Annotated in this window: 22 protein-coding genes; 19 read left to right on the top strand and 3 right to left on the bottom strand. The window is 47.6% G+C overall.

Translation table 11 applies throughout. The features are described from left to right. Positions 1–15 precede the first annotated feature (15 nt). Together AXX12_RS02090 and garD are read right to left on the bottom strand one after the other, a co-directional pair. Positions 16–780 carry a DUF2087 domain-containing protein gene (locus AXX12_RS02090; RefSeq protein ID WP_066237481.1) on the bottom strand — a complete coding sequence of 255 codons (765 nt, stop codon included), beginning with the start codon at positions 778–780 and terminating at the stop codon, positions 16–18. Between the two features lie 264 nt (positions 781–1,044). After that, entirely contained in the window at positions 1,045–2,577 is a 1,533-nt protein-coding gene (garD, locus tag AXX12_RS02085) for a galactarate dehydratase (RefSeq protein ID WP_066237478.1), read from the bottom strand. Positions 2,578–2,848: 271 nt separating this feature from the next. Here garD and garR point away from each other — a divergent pair, with 271 nt between their 5' ends. The 13 genes from garR (at position 2,849) to AXX12_RS02020 (ending at position 18,311) form a co-directional block, all read left to right on the top strand. Next, entirely contained in the window at positions 2,849–3,736 is an 888-nt protein-coding gene (garR, locus tag AXX12_RS02080) for a 2-hydroxy-3-oxopropionate reductase (RefSeq protein WP_066237476.1), read from the top strand. Positions 3,737–3,785: 49 nt separating this feature from the next. Next, the gene (locus AXX12_RS02075; protein WP_066237473.1) at positions 3,786–4,235 is read left to right on the top strand and encodes a tripartite tricarboxylate transporter TctB family protein; all 450 of its coding nucleotides are present in this window, start codon (positions 3,786–3,788) and stop codon (positions 4,233–4,235) included. Positions 4,236–4,251: 16 nt separating this feature from the next. Further along, the gene (locus AXX12_RS02070) at positions 4,252–5,763 is read left to right on the top strand and encodes a tripartite tricarboxylate transporter permease (protein WP_066237469.1); all 1,512 of its coding nucleotides are present in this window, start codon (positions 4,252–4,254) and stop codon (positions 5,761–5,763) included. Between the two features lie 65 nt (positions 5,764–5,828). Next, positions 5,829–6,836: a tripartite tricarboxylate transporter substrate binding protein gene (locus AXX12_RS02065; protein WP_066237466.1), complete on the top strand. Its 1,008-nt coding sequence runs from the start codon at positions 5,829–5,831 to the stop codon at positions 6,834–6,836. Positions 6,837–6,861: 25 nt separating this feature from the next. Next, complete coding sequence (gudD, locus tag AXX12_RS02060; protein ID WP_066237463.1) at positions 6,862–8,220, top strand: glucarate dehydratase; 1,359 nt, start codon at positions 6,862–6,864, stop codon at positions 8,218–8,220. Positions 8,221–8,327: 107 nt separating this feature from the next. Further along, the gene (locus AXX12_RS02055; RefSeq protein WP_066237458.1) at positions 8,328–10,730 is read left to right on the top strand and encodes an ASKHA domain-containing protein; all 2,403 of its coding nucleotides are present in this window, start codon (positions 8,328–8,330) and stop codon (positions 10,728–10,730) included. 53 nt (positions 10,731–10,783) lie between these two features. Further along, positions 10,784–11,980: a uroporphyrinogen decarboxylase family protein gene (locus AXX12_RS02050; protein ID WP_082816653.1), complete on the top strand. Its 1,197-nt coding sequence runs from the start codon at positions 10,784–10,786 to the stop codon at positions 11,978–11,980. A gap of 13 nt (positions 11,981–11,993) precedes the next feature. Then, complete coding sequence (locus tag AXX12_RS02045; protein WP_231881756.1) at positions 11,994–12,788, top strand: IclR family transcriptional regulator; 795 nt, start codon at positions 11,994–11,996, stop codon at positions 12,786–12,788. 20 nt (positions 12,789–12,808) lie between these two features. Next, positions 12,809–13,726, top strand: a complete 918-nt coding sequence (gene dapA, locus AXX12_RS02040; RefSeq protein WP_066237451.1) for a 4-hydroxy-tetrahydrodipicolinate synthase — start codon at positions 12,809–12,811, stop codon at positions 13,724–13,726. Next, entirely contained in the window at positions 13,726–15,039 is a 1,314-nt protein-coding gene (locus AXX12_RS02035; RefSeq protein ID WP_066237445.1) for a nickel pincer cofactor-dependent isomerase, group 22, read from the top strand. The genes dapA and AXX12_RS02035 overlap by 1 nt, the downstream gene beginning before the upstream one ends. After that, positions 15,029–16,123, top strand: coding sequence for an iron-containing alcohol dehydrogenase family protein (locus AXX12_RS02030; RefSeq protein WP_066237443.1), 1,095 nt, complete (start codon positions 15,029–15,031; stop codon positions 16,121–16,123). The genes AXX12_RS02035 and AXX12_RS02030 overlap by 11 nt, the downstream gene beginning before the upstream one ends. 187 nt (positions 16,124–16,310) lie before the next feature. Then, the gene (locus AXX12_RS19950) at positions 16,311–17,156 is read left to right on the top strand and encodes a methyl-accepting chemotaxis protein (protein WP_066237441.1); all 846 of its coding nucleotides are present in this window, start codon (positions 16,311–16,313) and stop codon (positions 17,154–17,156) included. Positions 17,157–17,711: 555 nt separating this feature from the next. Beyond that, on the top strand, positions 17,712–18,311 hold the full coding sequence (locus AXX12_RS02020) for a hypothetical protein (protein WP_066237440.1): 600 nt from the start codon (positions 17,712–17,714) through the stop codon (positions 18,309–18,311). A gap of 386 nt (positions 18,312–18,697) precedes the next feature. Here the strand turns inward: AXX12_RS02020 and AXX12_RS02015 are convergent, their stop codons facing one another. Beyond that, positions 18,698–19,633 (bottom strand): AEC family transporter, encoded by a 936-nt coding sequence (locus AXX12_RS02015; RefSeq protein WP_066237437.1) that lies wholly within the window; start codon positions 19,631–19,633, stop codon positions 18,698–18,700. Positions 19,634–19,720: 87 nt separating this feature from the next. Between AXX12_RS02015 and AXX12_RS02010 the strand changes: the two genes are divergently transcribed. The 6 genes from AXX12_RS02010 (at position 19,721) to AXX12_RS01985 (ending at position 26,152) form a co-directional block, all read left to right on the top strand. Next, positions 19,721–20,158, top strand: coding sequence for a YaiI/YqxD family protein (locus AXX12_RS02010; protein ID WP_066237432.1), 438 nt, complete (start codon positions 19,721–19,723; stop codon positions 20,156–20,158). Between the two features lie 69 nt (positions 20,159–20,227). Beyond that, the gene (locus AXX12_RS02005; protein WP_066237429.1) at positions 20,228–20,875 is read left to right on the top strand and encodes an HAD family hydrolase; all 648 of its coding nucleotides are present in this window, start codon (positions 20,228–20,230) and stop codon (positions 20,873–20,875) included. Between the two features lie 378 nt (positions 20,876–21,253). Further along, positions 21,254–22,045 carry an FAD binding domain-containing protein gene (locus tag AXX12_RS02000; RefSeq protein ID WP_066237426.1) on the top strand — a complete coding sequence of 264 codons (792 nt, stop codon included), beginning with the start codon at positions 21,254–21,256 and terminating at the stop codon, positions 22,043–22,045. Then, positions 22,042–22,497: a (2Fe-2S)-binding protein gene (locus AXX12_RS01995; protein ID WP_066237423.1), complete on the top strand. Its 456-nt coding sequence runs from the start codon at positions 22,042–22,044 to the stop codon at positions 22,495–22,497. Before AXX12_RS02000 ends, AXX12_RS01995 begins: the two co-directional genes overlap by 4 nt. Then, positions 22,494–24,809: a xanthine dehydrogenase family protein molybdopterin-binding subunit gene (locus AXX12_RS01990; protein WP_066237420.1), complete on the top strand. Its 2,316-nt coding sequence runs from the start codon at positions 22,494–22,496 to the stop codon at positions 24,807–24,809. Before AXX12_RS01995 ends, AXX12_RS01990 begins: the two co-directional genes overlap by 4 nt. A 2-nt stretch (positions 24,810–24,811) precedes the next feature. Next, the gene (locus AXX12_RS01985) at positions 24,812–26,152 is read left to right on the top strand and encodes a nucleobase:cation symporter-2 family protein (RefSeq protein WP_066237416.1); all 1,341 of its coding nucleotides are present in this window, start codon (positions 24,812–24,814) and stop codon (positions 26,150–26,152) included. Positions 26,153–26,204: the final 52 nt, after the last annotated feature.

The raw sequence follows: 26,204 nt of genomic DNA, 5'->3' as shown, positions 1-26,204 counted from the left end.
CTCCTTTAATAATAATTAAACCTTAACCCAATACGAACTGCCATCTAGCGTCCTGTCCATAAAGCCATAGTCGATTAAATGGCGGCGCAGGAGTACATAATCCTCGTAGATAGGCTTCAAAATCGCATTCACTTCTTTTTCGTTGTAAGTTTTGTTGACAGCAAACAGTGTGGCTAGGTGGCGGATAATTGCGACTCGCTTCTTCTCTTTGAGCGGATAGGAGTCCAGTGGTCCATTAAGTCCTTGCTTAAAATGGGTAGCTAATATTTTGGCATTTTCCTGTTCGGTAATAGCAAATCGCTCATCTACCTGTTTAGCACTGGCGGGAATGGCGACAAAGGTCTGTTTTTTCGGTGTATGTTCGCCTAGCAGTTCCATCACAGCCAAAAATACCTTTGCTTGCTTTTGCCGTTCGCGCAAACTGAAACGGTGGTTGCGGATGGTTGAGGCACTACCCGTGTTCAGAGTTTTTGCTGCATCCTGATCGCTAGCGCCTGCATAAAACAACTCAAGAATAGATTTTTGATGGTCGGTTAGACCAGTCATTTTTTTATCTAGATTCAGCAGAAAGTGAAACATCGACTGATGAGCTTGAGTGATGTGGATGGTTACATACTTTTTAGCTTCGTACAATTGTTCACCATTTTCATAGATGAGACCGTTTACAAAGCGCTCGCCGCAGATCAGGCAAACATATTCGTCATTCTCGGGTTGATAGATGTAGCCTTGTTTCATATCGTTGAGCGGCGCTTGCCAAAACAAATCCGATAATGTAGTCATGGGTATCACCTCGTAATGATTTATTGTTTAACATAGACAATATATCATAATATCTAGCTAATTACAAGACGAGATTAAAGTTTGTCTGTATTTTGTGCCGTCGTTGAAGTGAGCAGGAACTGTCCATTGTATAAATAGAACCACCTGCATAGACAGGTGGTTACCGGACGCCATAATTATAGATCATAGTCTTGCCTTCTGCGAGTTCCCCGGAACCTTTGAGTACTCAGCGCTAACTGCTGCAAGTCAGCTACGTTAGGCACTTCAGGTTACCGGTGCCGGATTGAACAAACAGAGAGAATTATATATTCCCCAATGGTCAGACCAAGTTTGCTTGCGACCACTGGCGACATCGATAATCAGACGGAAGATTTCCCAGCCGACTTCTTCAATACTCGCTTCGCCAGTCGCAATGCGACCTGCGTCGACATCAATCAGATCATGCCATTGTTCGGCTAAGGAACTACGGGATGATACTTTTATAACCGGGGCCACAGCTAGGCCGTAGGGTGTGCCGCGACCGGTTGTAAAGACTTGTAGATGCATGCCAGATGCTAGCTGTAATGTGCCGCAGACAAAGTCGCTGGCCGGAGTCGCCGCATAAATTAGGCCTTTTTGGGTGGCTTTTTCGCCTGGTGAGAGGACCCCAACAATCGCGCTGCTACCCGATTTTGCGATTGAGCCAAGCGATTTTTCGACAACATTGGCTAAACCGCCTTTTTTATTGCCTGGCGTCGGATTTGCACTGCGGTCAACTTCTCCGTTGGCCAGATACTGATCATACCACTTCATCTCGCGAATCAGCGTATGCCCCACATTCTGATTGATCACTCGTGGTGTTAACAAGTGCACCGCATCGCGCACTTCGGTCACTTCGGAAAACAGAACCGTGGCACCTGCCTGTACCAAAAGGTCTGCTGCATAGCCTACAGCCGGGTTTGCAGTGACACCGGAGAAGGCATCACTGCCGCCGCATTGCAGGCCAACGACTAATTCTGATACTGGACAGGTGGTCCGTCGGCGTTGGTTGAGTTGAATTAACCGGGCTTCTGCCATTTGTACGATTGCCTCGACCATATCGCCAAAGCCGTGATAATCCTGCAAGGAAATAATATTGCTTGGATTGGCATCCTTCAGCAACCTCTCCGGCAGAAACTTCTCACAGCCTAAGCCAATCGCCATGACCGCGCCGCCGAAGCTAGGATGGTTGGCGAGGTTTTGCAATGTGCGGATAGGAATAATCGCCTCCGGAGCATTAATCGCAACTCCACAGCCATAGTTATGATTTAACGCTGCCACATCATCAACATAGGGGTATTTGGGCAGAATCGTTTCTTTAATCTGTTTTACCGCATAATCGAGGACCCCGGCAATACATTGCACACTAGTACTGATTCCCAGAATATTTTTCGTACCGACACTGCCATCCGGGTTCCGGTATCCGTCAAATGAATATCCGTTCAGTGCAGGCAGAGATTTTGGAGTCTTCGTAGCGATGGGCAGCTCGTCTAAGTTTGGCGGCGGCGGCAGTTCAATAAGTGATTCGTCAATCCAACTGCCTTTTTTTATTGGCCGCAGAGCATAACCAATCGCCTCGCCGTAGCGGATGACCGGTTGATGATGCGCTAAATCGGTCAAGGCTACTTTATGTCCTTGTGGAATGTGTTCGATTAGCGTCAGGCCGCAGGGGAACACACTGCCTGCTGGCAAACCATTAGGATTGACGATGATTGCGACATTGTCCGCTGGATTCACTTTTACATAAAGCGGCGCCTGCAGTTTTCCGCTTGTTGCCATAGAAAATCCCCTTTCCGTTCACCATGAGATTAATATGATAGTATATTCTGAATTGATTAACTGGAATCCTTTACTTTTTACAGAAAGATGCAAAACGTGGATTACAATTTCAATAAACGAAATATAGTTTTAATATAGATAATTTTACAGAAAAAACCTATCAGAATAAAAGGAATTTTCATTCATTTAGAGAAAGTTATAAAATATGAAATTTTATTTCACATAGTGAAATAAAAATACCAGACTTACTATTTGTTTGGAGGGGTATATAATGTCAACAATCGGATTTATTGGTTTGGGCATCATGGGAAAGCCAATGAGTAAAAACTTGCTCAAGGCTGGTTACAAACTGCTGGTAATGGATAAAAATCAAAGTGCAGTGGCTGAAGTCGTCGCTGCGGGCGCGTCAGCGGCTGCAACGGCGAAAGAAGTTGCCGAACAATGCGATGTTATCATTACTATGCTGCCGAATTCTCCCCATGTGAAAGAAGTAGTCTTAGGCGAGAACGGGATCATTGATGGCGCAAAACCAGGAACGGTCGTTATTGATATGTCTTCCATCGCACCTCTGGTCAGCCGCGAGGTCGCAGACAAGCTGAGAGTTAAGGGCGTTGAAATGCTTGACGCACCGGTCAGCGGCGGCGAACCGAAAGCTATTGAAGGCACTCTGTCAGTCATGGTTGGCGGTAAACAGGAAGTCTTTGAAAAATGTTACCCGATCATGAAAGCCATGGCCGGTTCGGTGGTACTTACCGGTGATGTGGGCGCTGGCAATGTGACTAAACTTGCCAACCAAGTAATCGTTGCTCTGAATATTGCCGCCATGTCAGAAGCGCTGGTACTGGCAGCAAAAGCTGGCGTCGAGCCTGAACTAGTATATCAAGCGATTCGCGGCGGGTTGGCTGGCAGTACTGTGCTTGACGCCAAAGCTCCGTTGGTGATGGATCGCAAGTTTAACCCAGGCTTTCGGATTAACTTGCATATCAAAGATCTGCAGAATGTCCTTGATACTTCGCACGAAGTGGGTGTGTCCCTACCTCTGACAGCTGCGGTTATGGAAATCATGCAAGCGCTGAAAGTGGACGGCATGGGAGACAATGACCACGGCGCCCTTATTCGTTATTATGAAAAAATGGCGCAGATCGAAGTGAAACGGTAGCTGCTTATTGGGGGAAAGATAGAATACGACAAGCAGAAGGCGGAAGGTTATGACGAAATACGAACGCGCAACAGGCTTATTCCTCATAGCACTTGGTGTTGCTGTGATGTATTATGCGATGACTGCATTGTCGCTCGGCACAATGCAAGAACCCGGCCCGGGTTTTTTCCCGGTTGTATGCGGAATCGGAATCGTGATTTTATGTGTAATATGGTTCGCAGGAAACCGCAAGCCAGTGACACAATCTGAGCCGTTTTGGGAAGCTGGTCAATGGGTAGCGCCTGCCATCTCTACTTTGATCATCACTGTCTATACAGCATTGATGGAACCTCTAGGTTATATGCTGTCCACGTTTATTTTTCTTGTTGCTTGGCAATTCGCTATTGAACGTGAAAAATGGCTAAAGACCGGGGCAATCGCGGTCATCGGCACCGTGGCTATGTATGCGATCTTTTCTTATTTGTTACGAGTACCGCTGCCAGAAGGATTGCTGATTTGAGGGGTGTGGCTATTGAATGGATGTATTTCAGGGGCTATTTGATGGATTTGCCATCGCATTCGCAGGAAATAATCTGTTATTCTGCTTTTTGGGTGCGATTTTAGGTACAGCAGTTGGCGTGCTGCCAGGTCTGGGCCCGTCTGCTACCATATCACTGTTGCTCCCGGTCGTATATGCGATGGGTTCGCCTTCAACCTCAATTATTTTTCTCGCGGGAATTTACTATGGCGCGATGTACGGCGGCTCTACCACGTCAATCCTGTTGCGGATTCCGGGCGAGGCAGCGTCGGTAGTTACGGCGATTGATGGCTATCAGATGGCGAAAATGGGCAGAGCCGGTTCAGCATTGGCAATTGCGGCAATTGGCTCGTTTATCGCTGGTACGGTAGGAGTCATTGGTCTGACCTTCGTGGCGCCGCCACTGGCGGAATTCGCCATTCGATTTGGTCCGCCGGAGTATTTTGCGATGATGTTGATTGGGTTGCTGCTGGCTGTATTCTTGTCAGGCGGATCGCCGATTAAAGGAACCATTATGCTATTCCTCGGCATCTTGCTGTCTAACGTAGGGCTTGATCCAATCTCAGGCAAAGAACGATTCACGTTTGGGTTTGTTGCGTTGCAGAATGGTTTTGAATTTGTGACATTGGCCATGGGGTTGTTTGGTTTGAGTGAAGTTTTTTTGACGCTCGAAGCCAAGGCAGGAAACGAATTTGTAACCAAGAAGATTGGCAGATTGCTTCCCTCTGCTCAGGAATGGGCAGATAGCAAGTGGCCGATCTTCCGCGGGTCGCTGATTGGCTTTTTCACAGGGATTATTCCTGGCGGCGGGTCTGTCGTCGCGTCGCTGACGTCATATGCCTTGGAAAAGCGAGTGTCGAAGCACCCCGAAGAGTTTGGCGAGGGTGCGATAGCCGGAGTGGCCGGCCCCGAATCAGCCAATAACGGTGCTTCCAGTTCGTCGTTTATCCCGCTGCTGACATTAGGAATACCATGCAACGCGGCCATTTCGATGATTTTTGCGGCACTCCTAGTGCAAGGTATTACACCTGGTCCGTTTTTGATCAGCGAACACCCCGATATCTTCTGGGGCGTTATTGCGTCCATGTATATCGGCAATGTGATTTTATTGATCTTGAATTTACCGTTAGTCGGTCTTTGGGTGCAATTATTAAAAGTGCCTTTTGGTATTTTGGGCCCGGTCATCGTGCTGTTTACCGCCGTGGGTTGCTATAGCTTGAACAATGATACCTTCAATGTTTATGTATTCATTGCCTTCGGCGTGCTGGGGTATTTTCTCCGTAAAATGTGTTTTGATCCAGGTCCTATGATTATGGCTTTTATTCTTGCCCCACTTATTGAAAATGCTCTGCGTCAATCTCTATTGATGTCTGCTGGAAGTTTTACGATTTTTGTGTCACGGCCCATTTCCGGAAGCATCATGGCACTATTCTTCATTATCCTCATCGGTCAGATCTATGCTGCGTACAAGAGCAGGAAGAAAGCCCGTTGCGTGGTTACTGAGGAGTAAATCAGTAATTTCACACAGTAATTAAAGCGTGCTTTATCGAAAAAAGAAAACGAGGAGGAAAAAGAATGTTTCGCAAGAACTACTGGAAAGCCTTTATCGCGGTTCTGGTCGTACTGTCCATGCTGGTGATTGTGAGTGGCTGCGGCGGCGAGAAAAAAGCAGACGCTCCGAAAGCATTTAAACCTGATAAGCCCATTACGTTTGTTGTTCCAATGGCTGCCGGCGGATCTACCGACATGCTGGCTCGCGCAATCGAGAAGGTATGGTCCAAATATTGTCCCCAACCTTTACAGTTTGTCAATAAGCCTGGCGGCGGCGGTGTTGAAGGCTCGGCCTTTGTCGCCCGCGCTAAACCGGATGGCTATACTCTGCTAGTCGGTACCGGATCGGGTCATGATCTAGTTATGCCTCATATCCAAAAGGTTGAATACAATCCGTTCACCGATCTCACCTTTATTTCTCGGATGTCGATACATACTGTAGTGGTGTTAGCTCCGGCGAATTCTCCGTTTAACTCAGTTAAAGATGTTATCGACTGGGCGAAGAAAGAAAATAAACCAGTGACTGCTTCGGTATCAACCAAGGCTGGCGCTGTAGACCTTGTTATGCGCGGAATCGGTAAGGCGGCTAATATTACTGTTACTCCTGTGCCGCATGCCGGTGGTAATCAGGCAATGACTACTCTAATGGGCGCTCAGACTCTTATTGGCGGCGCTCATCCTGCTGAAGCTATTTCACAGCTAAAAGCCAATAGAGTAAAACCGCTTGGCATAGCCACACCTGACAGAGACCCGGCCCTTCCTAATGTCCCAACTCTTAAAGAGCAGGGAATCAATTTCCATACCTGGGGCTCAGTTAAGGGGATAGCGGCTCCCAAAGGCACGCCTAAAGAAGTAGTAGACTATTATGCTGACGTCCTTAAGAAGATATCAGAAGATCCTGACTTCAAAAAGGCTATGGGCGATATGATGCAGCCTGTTATGTATCAAGGTCCGGAAGACTTTGGCAAGTTCATGAAACAAGCTAGTGACGACTATGCCAAGCTGATCAAGGAACTGGGTCTCGATAAATAATAACGCGTTAAGTGGGAGAAACACTATGAATCATGAATTAATCGCAGCAGGTTTTTCCGGCGCACCGGTTGTTACCAAAATGTTAGTCATCCCGGTAGCAGGACAGGATAGCATGTTGCTCAATCTGAGCGGCGCACACAGCCCGTTTTTTACCCGCAATATCGTAATTTTGACAGATAGCTCAGGTCACACCGGAGTTGGCGAGGTTCCGGGCGGCGAACGTATCCGCCAAACGCTCGAAGATGCTAAAGAACTGGTCATTGGTCAATCCATCGGCAACTATAATAACATCTTGAACCGGGTAAGAACGAGTTTTGCCGACAGAGACTCTAGCGGACGCGGTCTCCAGACATTTGATTTGCGGATTGCCATCCATGCCGTGACCGCGCTCGAGGCGGCATTGCTCGATCTCTTGGGTCAGTTTCTTGGCGTGCCGGTTGCCGCTCTGCTTGGTGAAGGTCAACAGCGTAGCGAAGTGGAAATGTTAGGATATCTGTTCTATGTTGGCGACCGCAAGAAAACTGACTTGCCCTATCTCAGCGCTCCGGATGCAGATGACGAATGGTTGCGTCTACGCCATGAGGAAGCATTGACGGCGGAGAGTGTCGTACGGCTTGCGGAAGCGGCGCAGGAGCGCTATGGGTTTAATGACTTCAAACTCAAGGGCGGGGTCTTAAGCGGTGATGAAGAAATCGAAGCCGTAACTGCTTTGGCGGAGAGGTTCCCCGAGGCTCGTATTACGCTTGATCCTAATGGCGCGTGGTCTCTGGCTGAAGCGATCAGACTATGCAGCAATAAGCACCTTGTGCTGGCCTATGCCGAAGATCCCTGCGGTGCGGAAAACGGCTATTCCGGCCGTGAGGTCATGGCCGAATTCCGACGGGCAACCGGTTTGCCGACTGCTACCAATATGATCGCCACCGATTGGCGTCAGATGGGTCATACCATTCAACTGCATTCAGTCGACATCCCGTTGGCTGATCCGCATTTCTGGACTATGCAAGGCTCGGTGCGGGTGGCGCAAATGTGTCATGAATGGGGTTTGACCTGGGGTTCTCACTCCAATAATCATTTCGATATTTCCCTGGCAATGTTCACTCAGGTTGGGGCTGCTGCGCCTGGCAAGATTACTGCGCTTGATACGCATTGGATTTGGCAGGAAGAGCAGGAGCGCCTGACAAAAGAACCGCTGCAGATTGTTGGTGGCAAGATCGCCGTGCCCGATCGGCCTGGGCTTGGTATCGAGGTTGATATGGCGCAGGTGGAAAAAGCGAATAAAGTCTATGCTTCCATGTCGTTAAGCGGGCGTGACGATGCGATGGCAATGCAGTATTTGATTCCGGGGTGGAAGTTTGATAACAAGCGTCCATGCCTGGTTAGGTAGAATTGGGTAAAGCCTCTTATCCATGGATATCCATGGATAAGAGGCTTTACTAAAAACCGAATAATCAAGTATAGTAAGTGTAAGTGTTTTGGCTAGGTGGTGTTCATATGAAGCATAAACAAATAACTGTTGTAACAGATTTTCTATTCAGACCTGACAAAAAGACAATCATGGAGTCGTTGGATTGCTATGAACATAGCTCAGCCTATGGAGAAATGTCCAAGATTTACGACAAGATGACTGAAATAGCTGCAAGGGCGATTACGGCTAAAGCCGCTTATGTTTTAGATGAGAAGCTAGGGGGCTTTAATCCTAGCGGGGCAAACGGCTGCAATCAGCTAATTTATTGCTTACTTACTATCGGCAATACCTTAGCTGATGAAAGCGCCGCATGTTTTCAATCAGGCATGTACGCCGAAGGGCTAGTTTTGGACGCTATCGCCAATTTTGCATTATTTGATTGTTCTCGACAGTTATATCAAAAAGTCGTCTGTGAGGCGCAGACGGCTGGTTTGGGGCTAACCAGACGCCTGTCACCTGGCGAAGGTGATTTTGATGTGACCTGCCAGCAGTCTATACTCGAGCGCTTTACTGCAGAGGATGCGTTAGGTATTACGATGACTGGCGGCTGTATGCTTGATCCGGTAAAATCGTTAGCTTATGTTTACGGCGCAGATGTGGATCTGCCGATCAATCCGGTGGATCATGATTGTTCGACTTGCGGCAGGTCAGACTGCAAACTGCGAAAGTTTGATGGCCGGGAACAAACGGTTAGCCTGACTGTTGTAGACGGTGAGCGGCGACATACAATAAGCGCCAAAACCTCGCAGTCGATTATGACCGCATTGTCAGCACAGGGCTTACGCGTACATTCGCCCTGTGGCGGGCGTGGGACATGCGGTAAGTGTAGGATCAGCCTCATCAGCGGCAAGACAACTCAAGACGGGCTTGTCAATGATGGCATATATTTAGCCTGCCGTACTTATCCATTGACTGACTGTGAAGTTGATATTAGGCTATCGCAAGAAACGTCATATCAAACCGTTACCGAATTCCAGGCTAGCGCCTTCGTGCCAGACAGTGGCTTTCGAATTATGGGAGTGGACCTCGCGGCTGCGGATTGGAGAAATGGTGATAGCGTGACAAAGCTTATCCATCGCCAGCTGGGAAATGAGTATTCTTATTCGCTAAAGGCATTGCGCAAGTTGTCGCTGCTGAAAAACGAGGCCAAGGGTGAAGCGACTCAAATGAAACTTCTCGTCGATGGCAACAAGATTGTTGATTTGCTGCCGCCGAGCGCGAAACGAGTCTTCGGATTGGCGATTGATATCGGTACGACCACGCTGGTTTTAAGTCTGGTGGACTTATTGAATGGCGAGGTTGTCCAAACACACTCCTTGCTCAACAATCAGCGACGCTATGGTGCGGATGTGATTTCCCGCATCCAGTACAGTACAGGGAACAATGGCGCAGCTCTACGTTCGAGCATTTGCACAGATATCGTCAATTGTGTCCGTGGTTTCGACGCCCAGACCCGAGCTTTAATCGTCCATGTCGCCATTGCGGGCAATACCACAATGCTACATTTCTTGTTGGGACTGTCTGCGGAATCACTTGGCCGCTATCCTTTCCAACCGGTTACGACAGAATCTCAGCAATTTTCCTTTACGGAGCTGTTCGGCGATACCTCTCTGGATTGTCAGACAACAGTCCTACCTGGAGTGTCTGCTTTTGTGGGAGCCGATGTGGTGGCAGGCATGCTGCAGTGCGGGTTTGCAACCACTACTGAAATTGCCATGCTTATCGATATCGGAACCAATGGTGAGATAGTCATTGGCAATAGAGATAAAATACTCTGTCTGGCAACTGCTGCCGGGCCTGCCTTTGAAGGGGCTAACATAAGCTGCGGAACAGGCAGTATCAGCGGAGCAATAGCCAGTTTCCAGATGTCTGACGGTCAGCCAAGTTATACAACGATTGATGGCGGCGAACCTGTCGGCATTTGTGGTTCAGGTATCATTGACATTATGGCGGCTTGCGTGCGGGAACGAGTGGTAAATGCAACCGGCAAATTTGATCTAGAGCGATTTCCCAATGGAACCCTAGCTATCGCCCAGACGGCGCAGGGAGATTGGATTCATTTTACCCAGAAAGATGTGAGAGAACTGCAACTGGCGAAGGCTGCCATGCGCGCCGGAGCAGAGGTTTTGTTGGAAACTTACGGCTGTCGCTATGACGAGGTTGGTGCAGTGTATTTGGCAGGTAGTTTCGGCAGCCATGTTAACATTGACAGTGCGGTAGCTATCGGCCTTTTGCCTAAAGAACTGCAAACAAAAGTCAAAAGAGTGGGCAACAGTTCGTTGGGCGGAACAATTCAGTATCTCTTAGAACAGTCGAGTCAGCAAACAATTCGCGACTTGCTGGCAGTGTCTACCCATCTCGATTTAGCTGCAGATTCACGCTTCAATGAACAATTTATCGAGCAGATGATGTTCCCTAACCTTGAGTAAACCCTGTGCCGCAGGTCACGGTCTTAAATACGCTATCTGGAGGACGAATAGAAATGATGACTTATCGGGAAAGAATGCTGGCAACTTTGCAAGGTCGTCCGACTGACTGTATCCCGTTTGTGCCGCGCTTGGATTTATGGTATAAAGCGAACAAATATAAGGGAACTCTGCCGGATAAATATCGTAATGCTACTCTAATTCAAATCCTCGACGATTTAGATGTGGGTTATCATTCGGTGACTGCAGACCGTGATCTATTTGACGACTCGACAGATATTGTTGATCGGGCGTTGGGCATTTGGCGTTGCCGCACAAAACCGCATCATCCTAAATTCCGCAACATCAAACGTAACATTTCGTACCAAGGCGATGCGACTATTGTTGAATACTTGACCCCTTATGGCAACATTCGAACAAAGGTTATTTATGATGAATCAATGCGTAAAGCTGGCATAACCCTATCACATGTCAGCGAGCATGCTATTAAGAGCGTCAATGACTATGAGGCAGTTGCCTACATTTTTGAAAACGCGGAGGTTCACCCCAATTACGAAGGTATTGCCCGGCTAAAGGAAGAAGTTGGCGATCGCGCTTTAGTTGTCGGCACCGCCAGCATGGGGGCTTCAGCCATGCACCATATTCTGCACGAGCTCTTGCCTTATGATCTATTCTTCTGTGAGTATCATGACCACTATGATGAATTAGTGCGCCTTGCTGAACGCATGACGCCATATATAAACAAAGTTATTGATGTTGCCATCAATAGCCCGGCGGATATTATCCAGTCAGGAACCAACTATGATGTACAGTTAACCTGGCCGCCATTTGTGAAGAAACACATTGTTCCGTCTTTGGCTGAAACGGCGATGAAATGTCGTGCTGCTGGTAAGTTTCTTCTGAGTCACACTGACGGCGAGAACAAGGGGCTGCTACCCCATTTTCTTGCCGGTCAGATCGACATTGCGGATTCTGTCTGCCCGGCGCCCATGACTTCGCTGACACTGAAAGAGATCAGAACAGTATTTGATGGTAAGATAACCATCTGGGGCGGCATTCCGTCAGTCTCGGTATTGGAAAATTCCATGACCGACTACGAGTTTGATGCATTCTTGGATGATTTGTTTGTGCAGATAGGAGCCGGTGATCACTTGATTCTGAGCATTGCCGATACGGCGCCGCCTGGCATGAAGTTCTCCCGGCTAGAACGAATCGCTAAATTGGCTAAAGAATTCGGTCCGGTAAATCAGTAATGGTGATGCGACTATGTTACGGTTGGTGGTGATTTTAATGACAGATACCAATAAAGATATGTTAAACGGCAGTATTACTAAAGCAATTACGATTCTTAACTGCTTTTCCTATGATAAGACGAGACTGCGGCTAAAGGATATCAGCCAGATGACAGGAATTAACCAGGCGACCGCCCACCGCATGCTCAACACATTAAAAGAGTTTAATTTGGTTGAACAAAATGAATCTAGCTACTCGCTGGGCAGAGGATTTCTAAAGTATGAAGGCATTGTTCTCAACTCCATCGAAATTCGACGCATCGGGTTGCCATATCTGGAGGAATTATCGAACTCGCTGCGCGTCAACGTGAATCTGGCTATCCTCGATGAGAAGGAAGTGGTATATGTAGCTAGAGCCGAGACCCCGTACTCTTCTTACGCTTATTTTCACATCGGTATGAGACGGCCGATCCATTGTACGGCGTTAGGCAAGGTTTTGACCTGCAAGTCGCCTGAGATCGCCAGGGAAGTGATTCGCCAAGGAGTAACTCGTTTGACTATGAACACGTTTACTGACGAGGTCGAGTTCCTGGAAGAACTGGAGAAGGTGCGTTTGCAAGGCTACGCAGTTGACTTTGAAGAATTGAGCAACGGGATTAACTGTGTAGCTGTGCCGATTCGTAATGCCAGTGGCGAGATTGTTGCTGCGATTAGTATCTCAGGGCCAACTAGCAAATACCCTCGCGAAAAAATTTTAGAATATGTGCCAGGCTTAATGAATTGTGCGAATCGGATATCAGCCCGCATGGGCGCCCGGGGTAATTGGTAGAGTGAAAAGGAGAGTTGAAGATGAGTAAAGCAACAGCAAATAAGACCATGTTTAAGCCTTACGGAATTATTCCGGCAGTTGTTACTCCGCTTACTCAGGAAGGGAATTTTAGCGAACCTGCCATGCGAAAGTTAGTTAACTTTTTGATTGACGGCGGGGTGCATGGGCTTTTCATCACTGGAACGACCGGTGAGTTCTACGGACTAACGCCAGAAGAAAAACGGGAGATTTTTTCAGTTACTCTCGACGCGGCAAACGGCAGGGTGCCAGTGTATGCCGGAACGAATGGAATCACAACCCGGGAGAGTATCATACTGACCCAATTGGCCGAGGACTGCGGCATTGATGCGGTATCTGTTCTAACGCCGATGTTCATTACTCCGAACCAGGATCAGCTTATCGAACACTACAAAGCCGTTGCAGCCAGCACGTCGCTTCCTGTGCTGCTCTACAACAATCCTCCCAAAACTGGTGTGAATCTTGCCGCGCCAACAGTAGCGAAACTGGCGGAAGTCCCTAATATCGTCAGTATCAAAGACTCGTGTGGCGACTTGACCCTAACAGCCGAGTATATTCGCCTGACGCAGGGTCGGGATGACTTTAATGTACTGATGGGGCGCGACACGCTGATTTATGGCGCGCTATGCTATGGAGCGGCTGGTTCGATCGCATCCTGCGCTAACGTCGCCCCTCGGCTATGCGCCGATATCTATGATAAATTCATGGCAGGCGATTTGAAAGGATCATTAGAAGCACAGTTCACTCTGGCGCCTTTACGCCATGCCTTTGCCATCGGCACATTCCCGGCGGTTATTAAAGAGTCGTTGGCTCTGCTTGGCATTGATGTAGGACCTTGCATGGCGCCGGTAGGTCCGATGACACAGGAAGAGCGTAGTAAACTCCGTCAGGTACTGATTGGAATGGGACTGTTACAGTAATGAGCATTGTCAAAGAAATATTGCAGAATGTGGCATTGCCGAAAATGATTCCTATTCGCCAGCGGTTTTCGGCGGTTGAACTTGCCGATCCGGCTGCAACGCTCAGACAGCAGATTCGCCGACCGGATATCAGTAATCGCATCCGCAAAGGCATGAAGATCGCTGTGGCTGTCGGCAGCCGCGGCATGGCGGAAATTCCGTTAATTGCTCGGGTGGTTATTGAAGAGATCAGACGGCTTGGAGCCATTCCCTTTATTGTGCCAGCTATGGGCAGCCATGGCGGCGCCACCGCTGAAGGACAAAAACAGGTGCTGGCCAGTCTCGGCGTAACCGAGGAGACTGCTGGCTGTCCGATCATCTCCTCCATGGACGTTGTCGAACTTGGGGTTCTTGACAATGGTTTGGCGGTACTGATGGATAAACAAGCCAGCCAAGCGGATGGCATTATTGTGATCAATCGGGTTAAGGCGCACAATGCATTCAGCGGTCCGGTTGAGAGCGGCTTGACCAAGATCATCGCCATTGGTCTTGGCAAGCAAAAAGGCGCTGATTCCTGTCATACTTATGGCTTTAACCACATGGCTGACATGATTGTTGCAATGACCAAAATCAAACTAAAACGCATGCCGTTTTTGTTCGGTATTGGCACAGTCGAAAACGCCTATGACCGGATTGCTAAGATTGAAGTTGTACCTTCAGAAGCAATTATCGAGGCGGATAAGCGGCTACTGAGCGAAGCAAAAGCGAATATGCCCAAGTTACTGCTGCAACCAGTCGATGTGCTGATTGTCGACCAACTAGGAAAAGAATTCTCTGGCGGCGGCATGGATTCTCATACTATTGGGCGAGCTGCGACGACTTGCGTCTTTCCCGCCGCTCTGCCGCCCAAACGGCTGGTGGTGCTGGATATTACCAACAACAGTCACGGCAATGCCTGCGGCATGGGCTTAGCCGACCTAACTACACGCCGGCTGTTTGACAAAATTAATTTTGACTTTACATATGCTAACAACTTGACATCGACAGCGACCGAATCTGGCCGGATTCCATTAATCATGGATAACGACCAGCTTGCTATTCAGGGGGCGGTGAAAACATGCAATGTTCCAGATATCAGCAAACTCCGCATGATGCGAATTCCTAATAGTCTGCATCTGGAGCGAGCGTTCGTTTCTGAATCAATGCTAGCCGAGGCGCAAGCCTGCGCTGACATAACAATTGTCGGTCAAGCTGCCGAAATGGCGTTTGACGAAGCAGGCAATCTCGGCGACCTCGGATTTAATACTTGGAGGGCAGAAGACAATGAGCATTGACCGATTGCCATTCCCGGCTAAAGTATTTCGCGGTTCGGATGCTATTCGCCTACACTTAGGTGCGGCCTGTAAACCAAGCGGCACGAAAGGGTTTGTCATCGGCGGCAAAACGGCTTTGTCCAAGACGCAGGAAAATATTTTTGCCAGTCTTAAGGAGTCAGGCGTACAAACCATAGCAGTCGCATGGTATGGCGGCGAAGTTACTAAAGAGAACATTAGTAAACTGGCCAAACAGGCGGTTGAGCAGTCGGCTGACTTTATCCTTGCGGTAGGCGGCGGCAAAGCTCTCGACACAGGTAAGGCAGTTGCGGCGGAATGCCGCTTGCCGATAATCACTGTACCGACAATTGCCGCTACTTGTGCAGCAGCTACGCCTCTAACAGTGCTGTACAATGTAAAAGGCGAGTTTGCTGGCAATTTATTTTTGGAAGATTGCCCGGCCGCTATAGTCATTGACACAGAAGTTATTCTCGGTGCCCCAGCTATGTGGCTAATTGCAGGTATGGGCGACACCTTGGCGAAAATGTATGAATTACGGGCGGCTGCAGTGCGCCTGCCAGCTAACAGTATTACGATCTCGGCTGTTAGCAATGGGCAAATTTGCTATAATATCATCCAGCGCTTTGGTGGTGAAGCCCGTAAATCGGTAGAGAGAAAAACCCTTAGTAGTGAGTTTGCCTCTGTAGTGGATGCGATTATCCTGCTCGCCGGTTTATCTTCGATTTTTGGCGGTGATACATTGCGCAATGCCGCCGCCCACGCTATCTATAATGGTCTTACCAAAATTCCGGCTACCCACCAGGTTGCGCATGGTTCAATTGTCGGTTATGGGAACCTGTGTCTGCTGGCATTAGAAGACCGCTCAGACGACGAACTCATCGATGAGATCAAGCTTGCAGCCTGTTGCGGCATTCCGACGATGATTAGTCAGATTGCCGATCTTTCGGCAGATGAGCTGGCTATCGCCGCTCAGGCGGCTGTCGAGGCTAAAGCGATGTCGTGCATGCCCTTTGCAGTTAGCGCCGAAATGGTAATCAAGGCGATGCGCAGGGTTGACAAGCTAGCTGCTGCGTGTTTAGGGTAGGGAGATTAAGGGTCAGGCTAATAGAGTAAGAAGCTCGCTCCTGCATTTGGCGGAGGTGAGCTTCTTTGCTTTATACTTAAAGCTAACTATTTAATAATTCTAAATTGTATGTATATTAAACGATTGACGCTATATGTCTTGCATCTTATAATTGGTGTAAATTAATCTTTGTATTGGAGGCTCCACAATGCAAAATTCGGATCAGCAGATTTTGGAACAGTACGTCAATGTATTGTCCGGGTTAAATGATATGCAGATGGCCGATGTTGGAGTTTGCATTTCAAATCTAGAAACATATATTTTTTACCGGCCGTCCCGTACCCTGGATTTGCGGGTAAAACCAGGTGATGCTGTTAAACCTGGCAGTGCATTGTATCGCGCTATCCACGAAAAACGCCGGATTGTTGTCCAAATGGATGCCTCACTATACGGGGTTCCTTATGTGGGTATTGGCAGTCCAATTTATAATGAAGCGAAACAGGTTATTGGCGCTATTACTATATCTGAGGCCACCGCTCGTTATGAGTTGCTAAAAGAAGCTTCGGTACAGATTGGCTCGAACATCGCGACAATTGCTAGCACATCTGAGGAGATATCGGCTCAGACGGAAGAAATTGCCGCTGCTAGCCGTACTTTGACGGCAACGTTGGAAACCTCGCAAACGCGGGTTAAAGAGACCGACCAAGTGTTAGGGTTTATCAAGTCGATAGCCGGACAAACCAACTTGCTGGGATTAAATGCCGCCATTGAGGCCGCGCGGGTGGGTGATCAAGGGAGAGGCTTTGGAGTGGTTGCCGAAGAGATCCGAAAGCTGTCCGGGACGACGGCTGAATCGATAAAAAGCATCGAAAGTATCATTAAATCTGTGCAGGAAGACAATGCTTCAACCAGGACGCAAATGCTGCAAATCGCTTCGATGATTTCGCAAATTGCCAGCGCCATTACACAAGTAGCAGAGTCGACGCAAGAATTGAATGATATGTCGCGCAAATTAAACGGCCTAGCTGAAGAGTTAATCACGGTAGCTGGTTAAGAAAGTTTGTCAATAAAGAAAAGAGTCACCAGGCAATTAACCTAGTGACTCTTTTTGATGTGTAAATGTTGCGTCAAGGCTTATTACTTTTTCAAGAATAGATAAGCCCGGTGAGATAATGCAGCTACCCAAGCAATAGACGAAACGGCGAGAAACATAGCTACCTGATTATTCACTCGAATGCACCTCCAACAATATGAGGCGGACATCCGGTTAGTGAGAGTTTCGCGGGGCGGTATCAAAACCAGTCAAGATTTCTTGCAATTTTCTTTTTTCGAAAATTGCAGTCCTCCTGACAATGCCGTGAAGCCCATGCTGGTTGGTTGGCCGAGTATGTATACATTATACTCTGCACTGGAAAGATTATCAATAGAGCTTGATTATTTTTTCCGGAAATCCGCTAGAATCTTCGGGTTTAATCTTAGAAAGGACTGACGGTTACTTCATCTGAGGAATGGAATTCATATAAACTTTACCTGAATCAAGTCTTCTTTATCCTTCTAGCGGACATACTATTCGTGAGTCTCTTTGCGATTCGAAAGGAGTGTCCGGTTGGTGAATGTAGGCAGCCAGGGGGTAAACCAGAATTTGTTGAGGAAGATACTGGACGGTGTTTTTCTCGCCATACAGATAGCGTTGATGCTGGGGCTTGCGAACCAAGGATATCCTGCTTTTATCCGCAGCGTCGCGGCGACAACTGTTGCTTGGTTTGCTTACGTTTGGCTCGAGTCTAGGTGCTTTTTCTCCATAAGCAATTATGTACGGACAGCTGTTATGCTAACTATCGTTTTTGACAGCTTTTTTGGCTATTATCTTGGCTATTATGTTACGTCAACGATATTTGATAAACTGCTGCATATTTTTGGGGCCTATGCATTCTCTCTGTTTGCTTATGTATTAGTGGTACAGCGATTGAGTTCTCCGCTGCCGCACATTCTAAATTGTATTTTGATTATTTCACTAGGCATAAGCTTAGGCGCACTATATGAAATTGCGGAATTTCTGGTTGATAGCTTCGGTAATCCAGTATTACCAGGCCAACCAAGCCTGCTTGATACTGACTTGGATTTAATCTGTGATACAGTTGGCGCTATACTAGCTGCGATTCATTTTCAGTACGCAGAGTTTGTTAATAGGCATCCCTATCGCTTTTAAGTCTGGGGGGAAAAAAAGAGTCACTAGGTTGTCCTAGTGACTCTTTTGATGTACAATTGCTACGTCTAGTCTTGTTCTTTTTCGAGAAGTTTGTAAGCACGGCGAGATAATACAACCGTCCATACAATCGAGACGAGAGCGAGAAGAGAAATCTCTTGAACAGTCACTCGAATGCACCTCCATAAATTGAGGCGGACATCCGGTTAGTGAGAGCTTCTCGGGGCGGAATTAAATCCAGCCAAGATTTCTTGCCTCTTTCTTTTTTCTTCGAAAGATGCGGTCCTCCTGGCATCACCGTAAAGCCCATTCTGGTTGGTTGGCCGAGTATGTATACATTGTACTATCGGTCAACAGGAATTACAAGTATTTCTTTTGGAGAATGAGAGCTATAATAAAACCATATATACCGGAATTGCTAACATAGCGGCAAGAGTTGTCACCGAAGTCATTACTGCGGCGTACTCCGCATCGGCGTCATAGATTTTAGCGAGGATGGCGGTCTGTGTCATGGCAGGCATAGCTGATTGGATAACAAAGACCTTTTTCATTAAATCAGGGATAGGAAAAAAAGACGCAACCAAAAGAATGGCTAGCGGTGAAATAATGAATCGACCGATAAGCAAGGCGAACATGTCTTTGCTGAATTTAATTTCCCGCAAGTTAGAACTGTAGATGATGATGCCAATAAACAACATTGATAGAGGCGTTGTCATGCTACCTAGATTTTTAAACGTATGTGCCAAAACATCGGGTAACGGTATTTGCGCTAAAATCAAAATTGTAGCAATCGTAAATGCAGTTAATGGGGGAGAAAATAGGTTTTTCAGCGTAGTTAAACTAAAAATAGGGGTTCCCGATAGTTTTCCGTCTGTGCTGATCGAATAGGCGCCTAAGGTCCAGAAGAGAGCCGCGTTCGCTAAAAAGTATAGGAGCACAAAAGGGACACCGGCATCGCCGAAAAGGGCTAGGTTTACAGGAAGTCCTACAAAGATAGCGCTTGATACAAAAAACATGGAGCGAAAAGTCCCTCGCCGTCCAACAGGGATATTCAGTATAATAGAAAGGACATAGCTGATTACGAAACTAATTAGCATAGCAATAAACGGGACAATAGCGCCAGGCAGCATGGCGAGCAGCTTCTCGCGGCTAAATGTTGTCATCAGATTCCAGGTCATATAGGTAGGTAAGGCAACATAGTTTACCAGGCGCGGCAACAGTTTTTTGCTGTCATCAGTAAACCAGCCTTTATGGGTTAGAAAATAACCGACTGAGACCATGATCATAATTGTTAGTACACCTTGCAACGCATGTAAGAACGACATAGTTCGTCACCTGTTTCATCAATGATTATTCCATTATACCACCTGGCAGATGAAACGGCGATGTTAATCAGAAACAAGGAGACCAAAATGAGAGTTATTATTGACGCTGACGCTTGTCCCAAGGAAGTATTAGTTGGTTGTATAACACTGGCTGAAAGCTATGGATTGGAGATTTTCACGGTGGCCAATTTCAATCATGTAGTAAAGTCGCCCAATCATATTGTAGTTGGTGATAATTCGCAGGAAGCTGATATTAAAATCGCTAATCTTACCCGAGCGGGTGATATTGTCGTGACCCAAGACTGGGGTCTCGCCGCACTGGTGATTGGAAAAGGGGCGGTTTGCTTAAGTCCATCAGGTAGGGAGTATAAGCCGGAGACGATTGAATTCCTACTTGAGGAGCGGGAGGCTAAGGCGAAGTTTCGCCGTGGCGGCAACCGGACGAAAGGGCCTAAGAAGCGGCAAGCAGCCGATGATATCAACTTTCAGGTTGCACTGGAAGAGATTATTTCACGCAAAGGCTAACCTTCTCTGGTACTATGTACATAGGAGATTAATATGAGTCTCCTTGAATTTATTTTTAGGAGGACTATTGTGTATCCAATCATCTTATTTGATCTTGATGGCACGCTGACTGATCCTAAGCCTGGTATCACAAAATGTGTGCAATATGCGCTTGCGAAAATGGGAATCGAAGAGCCTGATTGTGACAAACTGACACCTTTCATCGGGCCGCCGCTTGCAAAGGCATTTATGGAGTTTTATCAGATGGACGAGCAGCAAGCGATACAAGCAATCGAATATTATCGTGAAAGGTTTTCCACAGTCGGTCTATATGAGAATTCGGTATATCCGGGCATCCCTGAATTGCTTGGACAACTGACGGCGAAGGGAAGTAAACTGGTTGTTGCTACTTCAAAGCCTACAGTCTTTTCGGTAAAGATCCTCAACTATTTCTGTCTTAGCTCATACTTTGCCCAGGTGATCGGTAGCAATCTTGATGGCACCCGCGTCGAGAAGAGTGAGGTCATCGCTTTTGCCTTATCTGAGATTGGGAATGTGAACTGTGAGTCTGTTATCATGGTAGGCGATCGTAAACACGATATACTTGGTGCCAAGGCCAATGGCATTGATGCAATCGCGGTTGGCTATGGCTATGGCTCTGAGGAAGAATTGCGGCAAGCTGCTCCGAAACAAATCGTCCAAACGGTAGAGGAACTGGCGGCTACTTTACTTAAATAGTGCAACGTACTTTATACGTTAAGATTCTAAGCCGCAATGCTAAACGCGTTGCGGCTTTTCTTGCGCCGTAAAGCGGATATTTAATATATAAAATCCCTTTGCGTTCTTCGATTCACTTTAACCGATCTTTGTGCTGTACGTTCATGTATTGTGGCGCTCGTATATCGTTAGTGACGCTTGAGTTCAGCGTACAATGGGCGTATCTCAAATATCACCAAAATCGTGCCACAATTTCTTATATTTACTAACGAACGATTGAGTGGTTTATTGAAAAAACGTTCGACAAATTATCGATTATTATGATATATTTCTTATAGACTTCTAAAGCATTTAAATAATCCATCAGGTTCGATGACTTTGTTTGTCAGGAGGAGAACGATGTTCACATTGCGTAGTGTGGCGCAGCCTCAAACGATTGAGGAAGCTTACAAGCTATTGATACAGAAAAGGACAAACGCGATATTGGGCGGTTGTGCTTTCTTGAAATTAGGATCGCAAAGAATTGATACAGGCATAGACCTGACGCATTTAGGACTCAACTTAATTCAGGAGAAAGACGGCTTTATCGAAATTGGTGCGTCAGCCAGTCTGCGAGATCTGGAAACCAATCCGGTTTTAACGCAGCGATTTTCTAGCCTTCTGACCAATGCTACAGCTAATATTATTGGCGTTCAATTTAGGAATCTGGCCACAGTTGGCGCTTCGGTTTTCTCAAAGTATGGGTTTTCCGATATTCTAACCGCTTTGTTGGTATTGGATACACAAGTATTGCTCTATAAGGGCGGTAGAATGAAACTGAGTGAGTTTTTAATGCGCCCTTTCGAACGTGATCTTCTAACAAACGTCTTCATCAAGGCGGATGATTGTCAGGCGGCTTACCAATGTCTGCGGAATTCGGCCAGCGATTATCCGGTCTTGAATGTTGCGGTAGCATGCTCGCAAGATCAGTGGCGCATCGCAGTCGGGGCCAGGCCGGGTAGAGCTGCTCTTGCACTGCAGGCGGCCTCGCTGCTGAACGCGGAGGCTTTATCTGATGCTACTATCGAGCAGGCGGCGAAACTTGCGTCGCTAGAATTGTCCTTTGGCACAAATATGCGCGGTACCGCAGAGTATCGTCGTGCGATGTGTCAAACGCTAGTTAAAAGGGCGATCCGGGAGGCAATTCGATGAAAGTAGAAACTATTCTTAATCAGAAACCAGTGATTCTTGAGGCTGCCAGTGACGAGTTGTTGATCGATAGCTTGCGCAACCATGGGCTGACCGGTGTTCGCCGTGGCTGTGATACCTCCTGCTGCGGGTTGTGTACCGTATGGGTCGATGGAAAGCCGGTATTGTCGTGCACTCTGCTTACGTTTCGGGTTCAGGGAAAGTCAATTGTAACCATTGAAGGTGTGCGCGAAGAAGCCGAGGAATTTGCCAAGATTCTTGCGGCTGAGGGGGCCGAGCAATGCGGCTTCTGCAGCCCAGGCTTCATCATGACCGTCTTAGCAATGAAACGCGAATTAACGGAGATCAATGACGCAGCCATTATTCATTATCTGACAGGAAACCTGTGCCGCTGTACAGGTTATATGGGACAACTTCGGGCTGTGAAAAAGTACCTGGGGGTTGTTGAAGCATGAATACTGTCGGCAAAAGCATACCAAAAATCGATGCAATTCCGATTGCTACCGGCCAACCGGTTTATACAGAGGACCTGGCGCCTGCCAATGCATTAGTTGTCAAGATTTTGCGCAGTCCTCATCCCTTTGCACGGATAAAGGCTATTGATATTTCTAAGGCACTAGCTGTGCCGGGAGTCGAATGCGTCTTTACCCATCAAGATGTTCCCAAAGTACGCTTTACCCTGGCTGGGCAGTCTTATCCAGAGCCTTCACCCTATGATAGATTGATTCTTGATGAATATGTCCGTTATGTCGGCGATGAAGTGGCAATCATTGCCGCAATTGATGAGAAAACCGCGCTGCAGGCAATGAGACTAATTAAAGTCAATTATGAGAAGCTTGAGCCAGTCCTTGACTTTGAGACTGCTCTGGGGCATAGTTCAGTCATTCACTCTGAGTCGGATGTTCACTGTAATTTCGATATTGGCATGGATGCGGCTCGCAATATTGTCTCAACCCACCAGGTACGGGTAGGTGATGTGGAAGCAGAACTTCGGCAGTGCGCGGTTGTGGTGGAGGAAACCTACTACACGCAGGCTCAGGCTCATGCTATGATGGAGACGTTTCGAGCTTTCACACAGTTTGATCACACTGGGCGGCTGGTGGTTGTTACTTCAACGCAAATTCCTTTTCATGTCAGACGGCAATTAGCCCGTGCCCTCCAGATACCTGCAAGTCGAATCAGGGTGATCAAGCCGCGGATTGGCGGCGGTTTTGGCGGTAAGCAAACCGGCGCTGTCGAAATGTTCGCTGCACTGGTTACACTGAAGACTGGCAAACCGGCAAAGATTGTTTACGAGCGTCAAGAAACCTTTAGCTGTACAACTAGCCGACATGCTATGCGTCTCAAGGTTCGGATTGGGGCAGACCCTGAAGGTTATATCCGCGCTATTGACATCCAAGGGCTTTCAGATACAGGCGCCTATGGTGAACACGCATCCACTGTGTTTTCCGTTGCCGGTGATAAGACACTGCCGTTGTATAATAAAACAAAGGCGGTCGCGTTTGGCGGCCATGTCGTCTATACCAATAAAATGCCTGGCGGTGCATTGAGAGGATATGGAGCTACCCAAGGCACCTTTGCTCTTGAGTCAGCTGTCAATAAATTGGCCGAAGTAATGGGTATTGACCCAACCGAGATCAGGTTAAAGAACCTAATTCGCGAAGGCGAATCCAGCCTCGTTTATAAGGGAAAGAAATTGGGCAGCTCGTCTCTTCATCGCTGTATTGAGACAGGCAAGAAGCTAATCCAATGGGATAGCAAATATCCTCGACAAGAATTGCCTAACGGCAAGGTAAGAGCGCTCGGAATGGCGGTTACCATGCAGGGTTCTGGGATCGCGGGTATTGATACTGCCTCTGCTGAAATCAGACTTAATGACGATGGCAACTATACTCTGCTTCTCGGCTCGACCGATATGGGGACAGGCAGTGACACTATTTTGGGTCAGATGGCAGCTGAGGTGCTGGAAACCTCACTGGAAAATATCATCGTAAACGCAGCTGATACTGATATATCTCCCTATGATCCTGGATCGTATGCGTCAAGCACCACCTATGTAACCGGGATGGCAGTTGTCAAAGCATCCGAAGAGCTGAAACGACAAATTATCGAACAAGCAGCACTATTGTTTAACGTCACGGTCAACGAGGTGGCTTTCGATGGCGAGCTGTTACGAACCGCTAGTGACGAGCAGCGAATTTCTCTCCGAAAGCTGTCCGAGCAAATTGTTGTCGGGCCAGGCAAACGGCAGCTTTCCGGTCATGCAAGCTATGGTAGCCCTGTGTCGCCGCCACCGTTTATTGCCGGCTTCGCCGAAGTGGAAGTCGATCCCGAGACGGGTAAGACGGAACTTATTGACTATGTTGCTGTCGTGGATTGCGGAACGGTAATCAATCCTAATTTGGCCAAAGTCCAAGTTGAAGGCGGTATCGTTCAAGGTATTGGTATGGCATTGTTTGAAGACGTAATATATGGTAGCAATGGCAAGTTACAGACAAACAGCTTTATGCAATATAAGATTCCCTGCCGCAAAGATATCGGTTCTATTCGCGTCGCGTTTGAAGAAAGCTATGAGCCTACAGGTCCCTTTGGTGCCAAATCGGTTGGCGAGGTTGTGATCAATACTCCCCAGCCAGCCATCACCCATGCTATCTATAATGCGGTGGGGGCAAATATTACCCGCCTGCCAGCAACGCCGGAGAGAGTCTATATAGCGATGAATCTTCCGGAAACCAAGCAAATAACTGAAGGAAAGACAGGAGTGTAAGCATGCAACAAGAAAAAAACGTTCATCCAGTAGACGAGATTTTACCTCTGGGGAAACTGTGCGCTTATGGTATGCAGCATGTCATGGCCATGTATGCTGGTTGCGTGGCTGTTCCACTCATCATTGCTAATGCGTTAGGCTTATCAAAAGATCAACTGATCTATTTGATTAATGCTGATCTTTTCACAGTTGGCATAGCTACTCTCATTCAATCATTTGGTTTTTTGAATATGGGCTCTAAGCTGCCCGTCGTGCAAGGGGTATCGTTCGCTGCTGTGACGCCAATGATTTTGATTGGCAAGAACTTCGGTATACAAGGTATTTTTGGTTCAGTCATTGTCGCTGGTTTAATCGCTTATCTGATTAGCCCATACTTTGGGCGGCTTATCCGCTTCTTCCCACGAGTCGTTACTGGAACGATCATTACGATCATTGGTATATCGCTTCTACCTGTCGCCGTGCGATGGGCTGGTGGCGGCGTTCCGGGAACGCCAGGATTCGGCAGTGTGCAAAATATTGGTTTAGCACTTACAGTGTTGGTCTTGGTGACGATTTTCTACCGCTACCTGAAAGGATTTTGGAGCAACATTTCTGTCCTGCTGGGATTAATAGTCGGTACGGTAATTGCAGTGGCTTTAGGAATAACCGACTTTTCCCGAGTAGCTTCAGCAGCCTGGTTCGGAGTAGCCACTCCTTTCGCTTTCGGTATGCCGATATTTGATCTGCCGTCTATCCTTTCCTTGACTCTGGTGATGCTAGTCATCATGACTGAGACGACAGGGGACATCATAGCTGTTGGTGAGATTGTCGGCAAACCAGTGAAACAGCAAGACTTAGTGCGCGGCCTGCGGGCTGACGGATTCTCCACCTTGTTGGGCGGGATCATGAATACTTTTCCCTATTCCGCTTTTGCCCAGAACGTCGGCCTGGTCAGCCTAACCGGTGTGCGCAGCCGTTTTGTTATCGTCTCGGCTGGCGTCATTCTGATGTTGCTCGGACTTTTCCCCAAAGCCGCGGCTGTTGTTGCTGCTATTCCGACTCCGGTATTGGGCGGCGCAGGTATTGCCATGTTTGGTATGGTTGCTGCCAGCGGTATTCGTTCTTTGGCGCAAGTAAACTTTGAAGGCAATGGCAATGCTATGATAGTGGCTATCAGTCTTGGGGTTGGTCTGATTCCACTGGCTGTGCCGACATTTTATCAGCATTTCCCGAGTTGGGCGCAGTTGATTTTGCATAGCGGTATTACGGTTGGCAGTTTGCTGGCCGTCCTGTTGAACTTCTGTTTCAATGAAATTGGCAAGAAGACTGTTGTTGCAGAACAAGGACAAACAGAAAATCACTAGCTAGTTAATATTGACGTAAGGACTGACCGGGGTATCCGGTTAGTCCTTTTAA

Source organism: Anaerosporomusa subterranea (assembly GCF_001611555.1).
GTDB lineage: Bacteria > Bacillota > Negativicutes > Sporomusales > Acetonemataceae > Anaerosporomusa > Anaerosporomusa subterranea.
The sequence above is the reverse complement of the archived record's forward strand: the minus strand, read 5'-3'. Positions and strand labels throughout refer to the sequence as shown.

Bases quoted from the DNA above. Each gene is read 5' to 3' on its own strand.
- AXX12_RS02010 (WP_066237432.1), top strand. From the start codon at position 19,721: ATGAGAGTTATTATTGACGCTGACGCTTGTCCCAAGGAAGTATTAGTT.
- AXX12_RS01985 (WP_066237416.1), top strand. From the start codon at position 24,812: ATGCAACAAGAAAAAAACGTTCATCCAGTAGACGAGATTTTACCTCTG.
- gudD (WP_066237463.1), top strand. From the start codon at position 6,862: ATGAATCATGAATTAATCGCAGCAGGTTTTTCCGGCGCACCGGTTGTT.
- AXX12_RS02070 (WP_066237469.1), top strand. From the start codon at position 4,252: ATGGATGTATTTCAGGGGCTATTTGATGGATTTGCCATCGCATTCGCA.
- garR (WP_066237476.1), top strand. From the start codon at position 2,849: ATGTCAACAATCGGATTTATTGGTTTGGGCATCATGGGAAAGCCAATG.
- AXX12_RS01995 (WP_066237423.1), top strand. From the start codon at position 22,042: ATGAAAGTAGAAACTATTCTTAATCAGAAACCAGTGATTCTTGAGGCT.
- AXX12_RS02065 (WP_066237466.1), top strand. From the start codon at position 5,829: ATGTTTCGCAAGAACTACTGGAAAGCCTTTATCGCGGTTCTGGTCGTA.
- dapA (WP_066237451.1), top strand. From the start codon at position 12,809: ATGAGTAAAGCAACAGCAAATAAGACCATGTTTAAGCCTTACGGAATT.
- AXX12_RS02015 (WP_066237437.1), bottom strand. From the start codon at position 19,633: ATGTCGTTCTTACATGCGTTGCAAGGTGTACTAACAATTATGATCATG.
- AXX12_RS02035 (WP_066237445.1), top strand. From the start codon at position 13,726: ATGAGCATTGTCAAAGAAATATTGCAGAATGTGGCATTGCCGAAAATG.
- AXX12_RS02045 (WP_231881756.1), top strand. From the start codon at position 11,994: ATGTTACGGTTGGTGGTGATTTTAATGACAGATACCAATAAAGATATG.
- AXX12_RS02075 (WP_066237473.1), top strand. From the start codon at position 3,786: ATGACGAAATACGAACGCGCAACAGGCTTATTCCTCATAGCACTTGGT.
- AXX12_RS02050 (WP_082816653.1), top strand. From the start codon at position 10,784: ATGATGACTTATCGGGAAAGAATGCTGGCAACTTTGCAAGGTCGTCCG.
- AXX12_RS02000 (WP_066237426.1), top strand. From the start codon at position 21,254: ATGTTCACATTGCGTAGTGTGGCGCAGCCTCAAACGATTGAGGAAGCT.
- AXX12_RS01990 (WP_066237420.1), top strand. From the start codon at position 22,494: ATGAATACTGTCGGCAAAAGCATACCAAAAATCGATGCAATTCCGATT.
- AXX12_RS02055 (WP_066237458.1), top strand. From the start codon at position 8,328: ATGAAGCATAAACAAATAACTGTTGTAACAGATTTTCTATTCAGACCT.
- AXX12_RS19950 (WP_066237441.1), top strand. From the start codon at position 16,311: ATGCAAAATTCGGATCAGCAGATTTTGGAACAGTACGTCAATGTATTG.
- AXX12_RS02030 (WP_066237443.1), top strand. From the start codon at position 15,029: ATGAGCATTGACCGATTGCCATTCCCGGCTAAAGTATTTCGCGGTTCG.
- AXX12_RS02090 (WP_066237481.1), bottom strand. From the start codon at position 780: ATGACTACATTATCGGATTTGTTTTGGCAAGCGCCGCTCAACGATATG.
- garD (WP_066237478.1), bottom strand. From the start codon at position 2,577: ATGGCAACAAGCGGAAAACTGCAGGCGCCGCTTTATGTAAAAGTGAAT.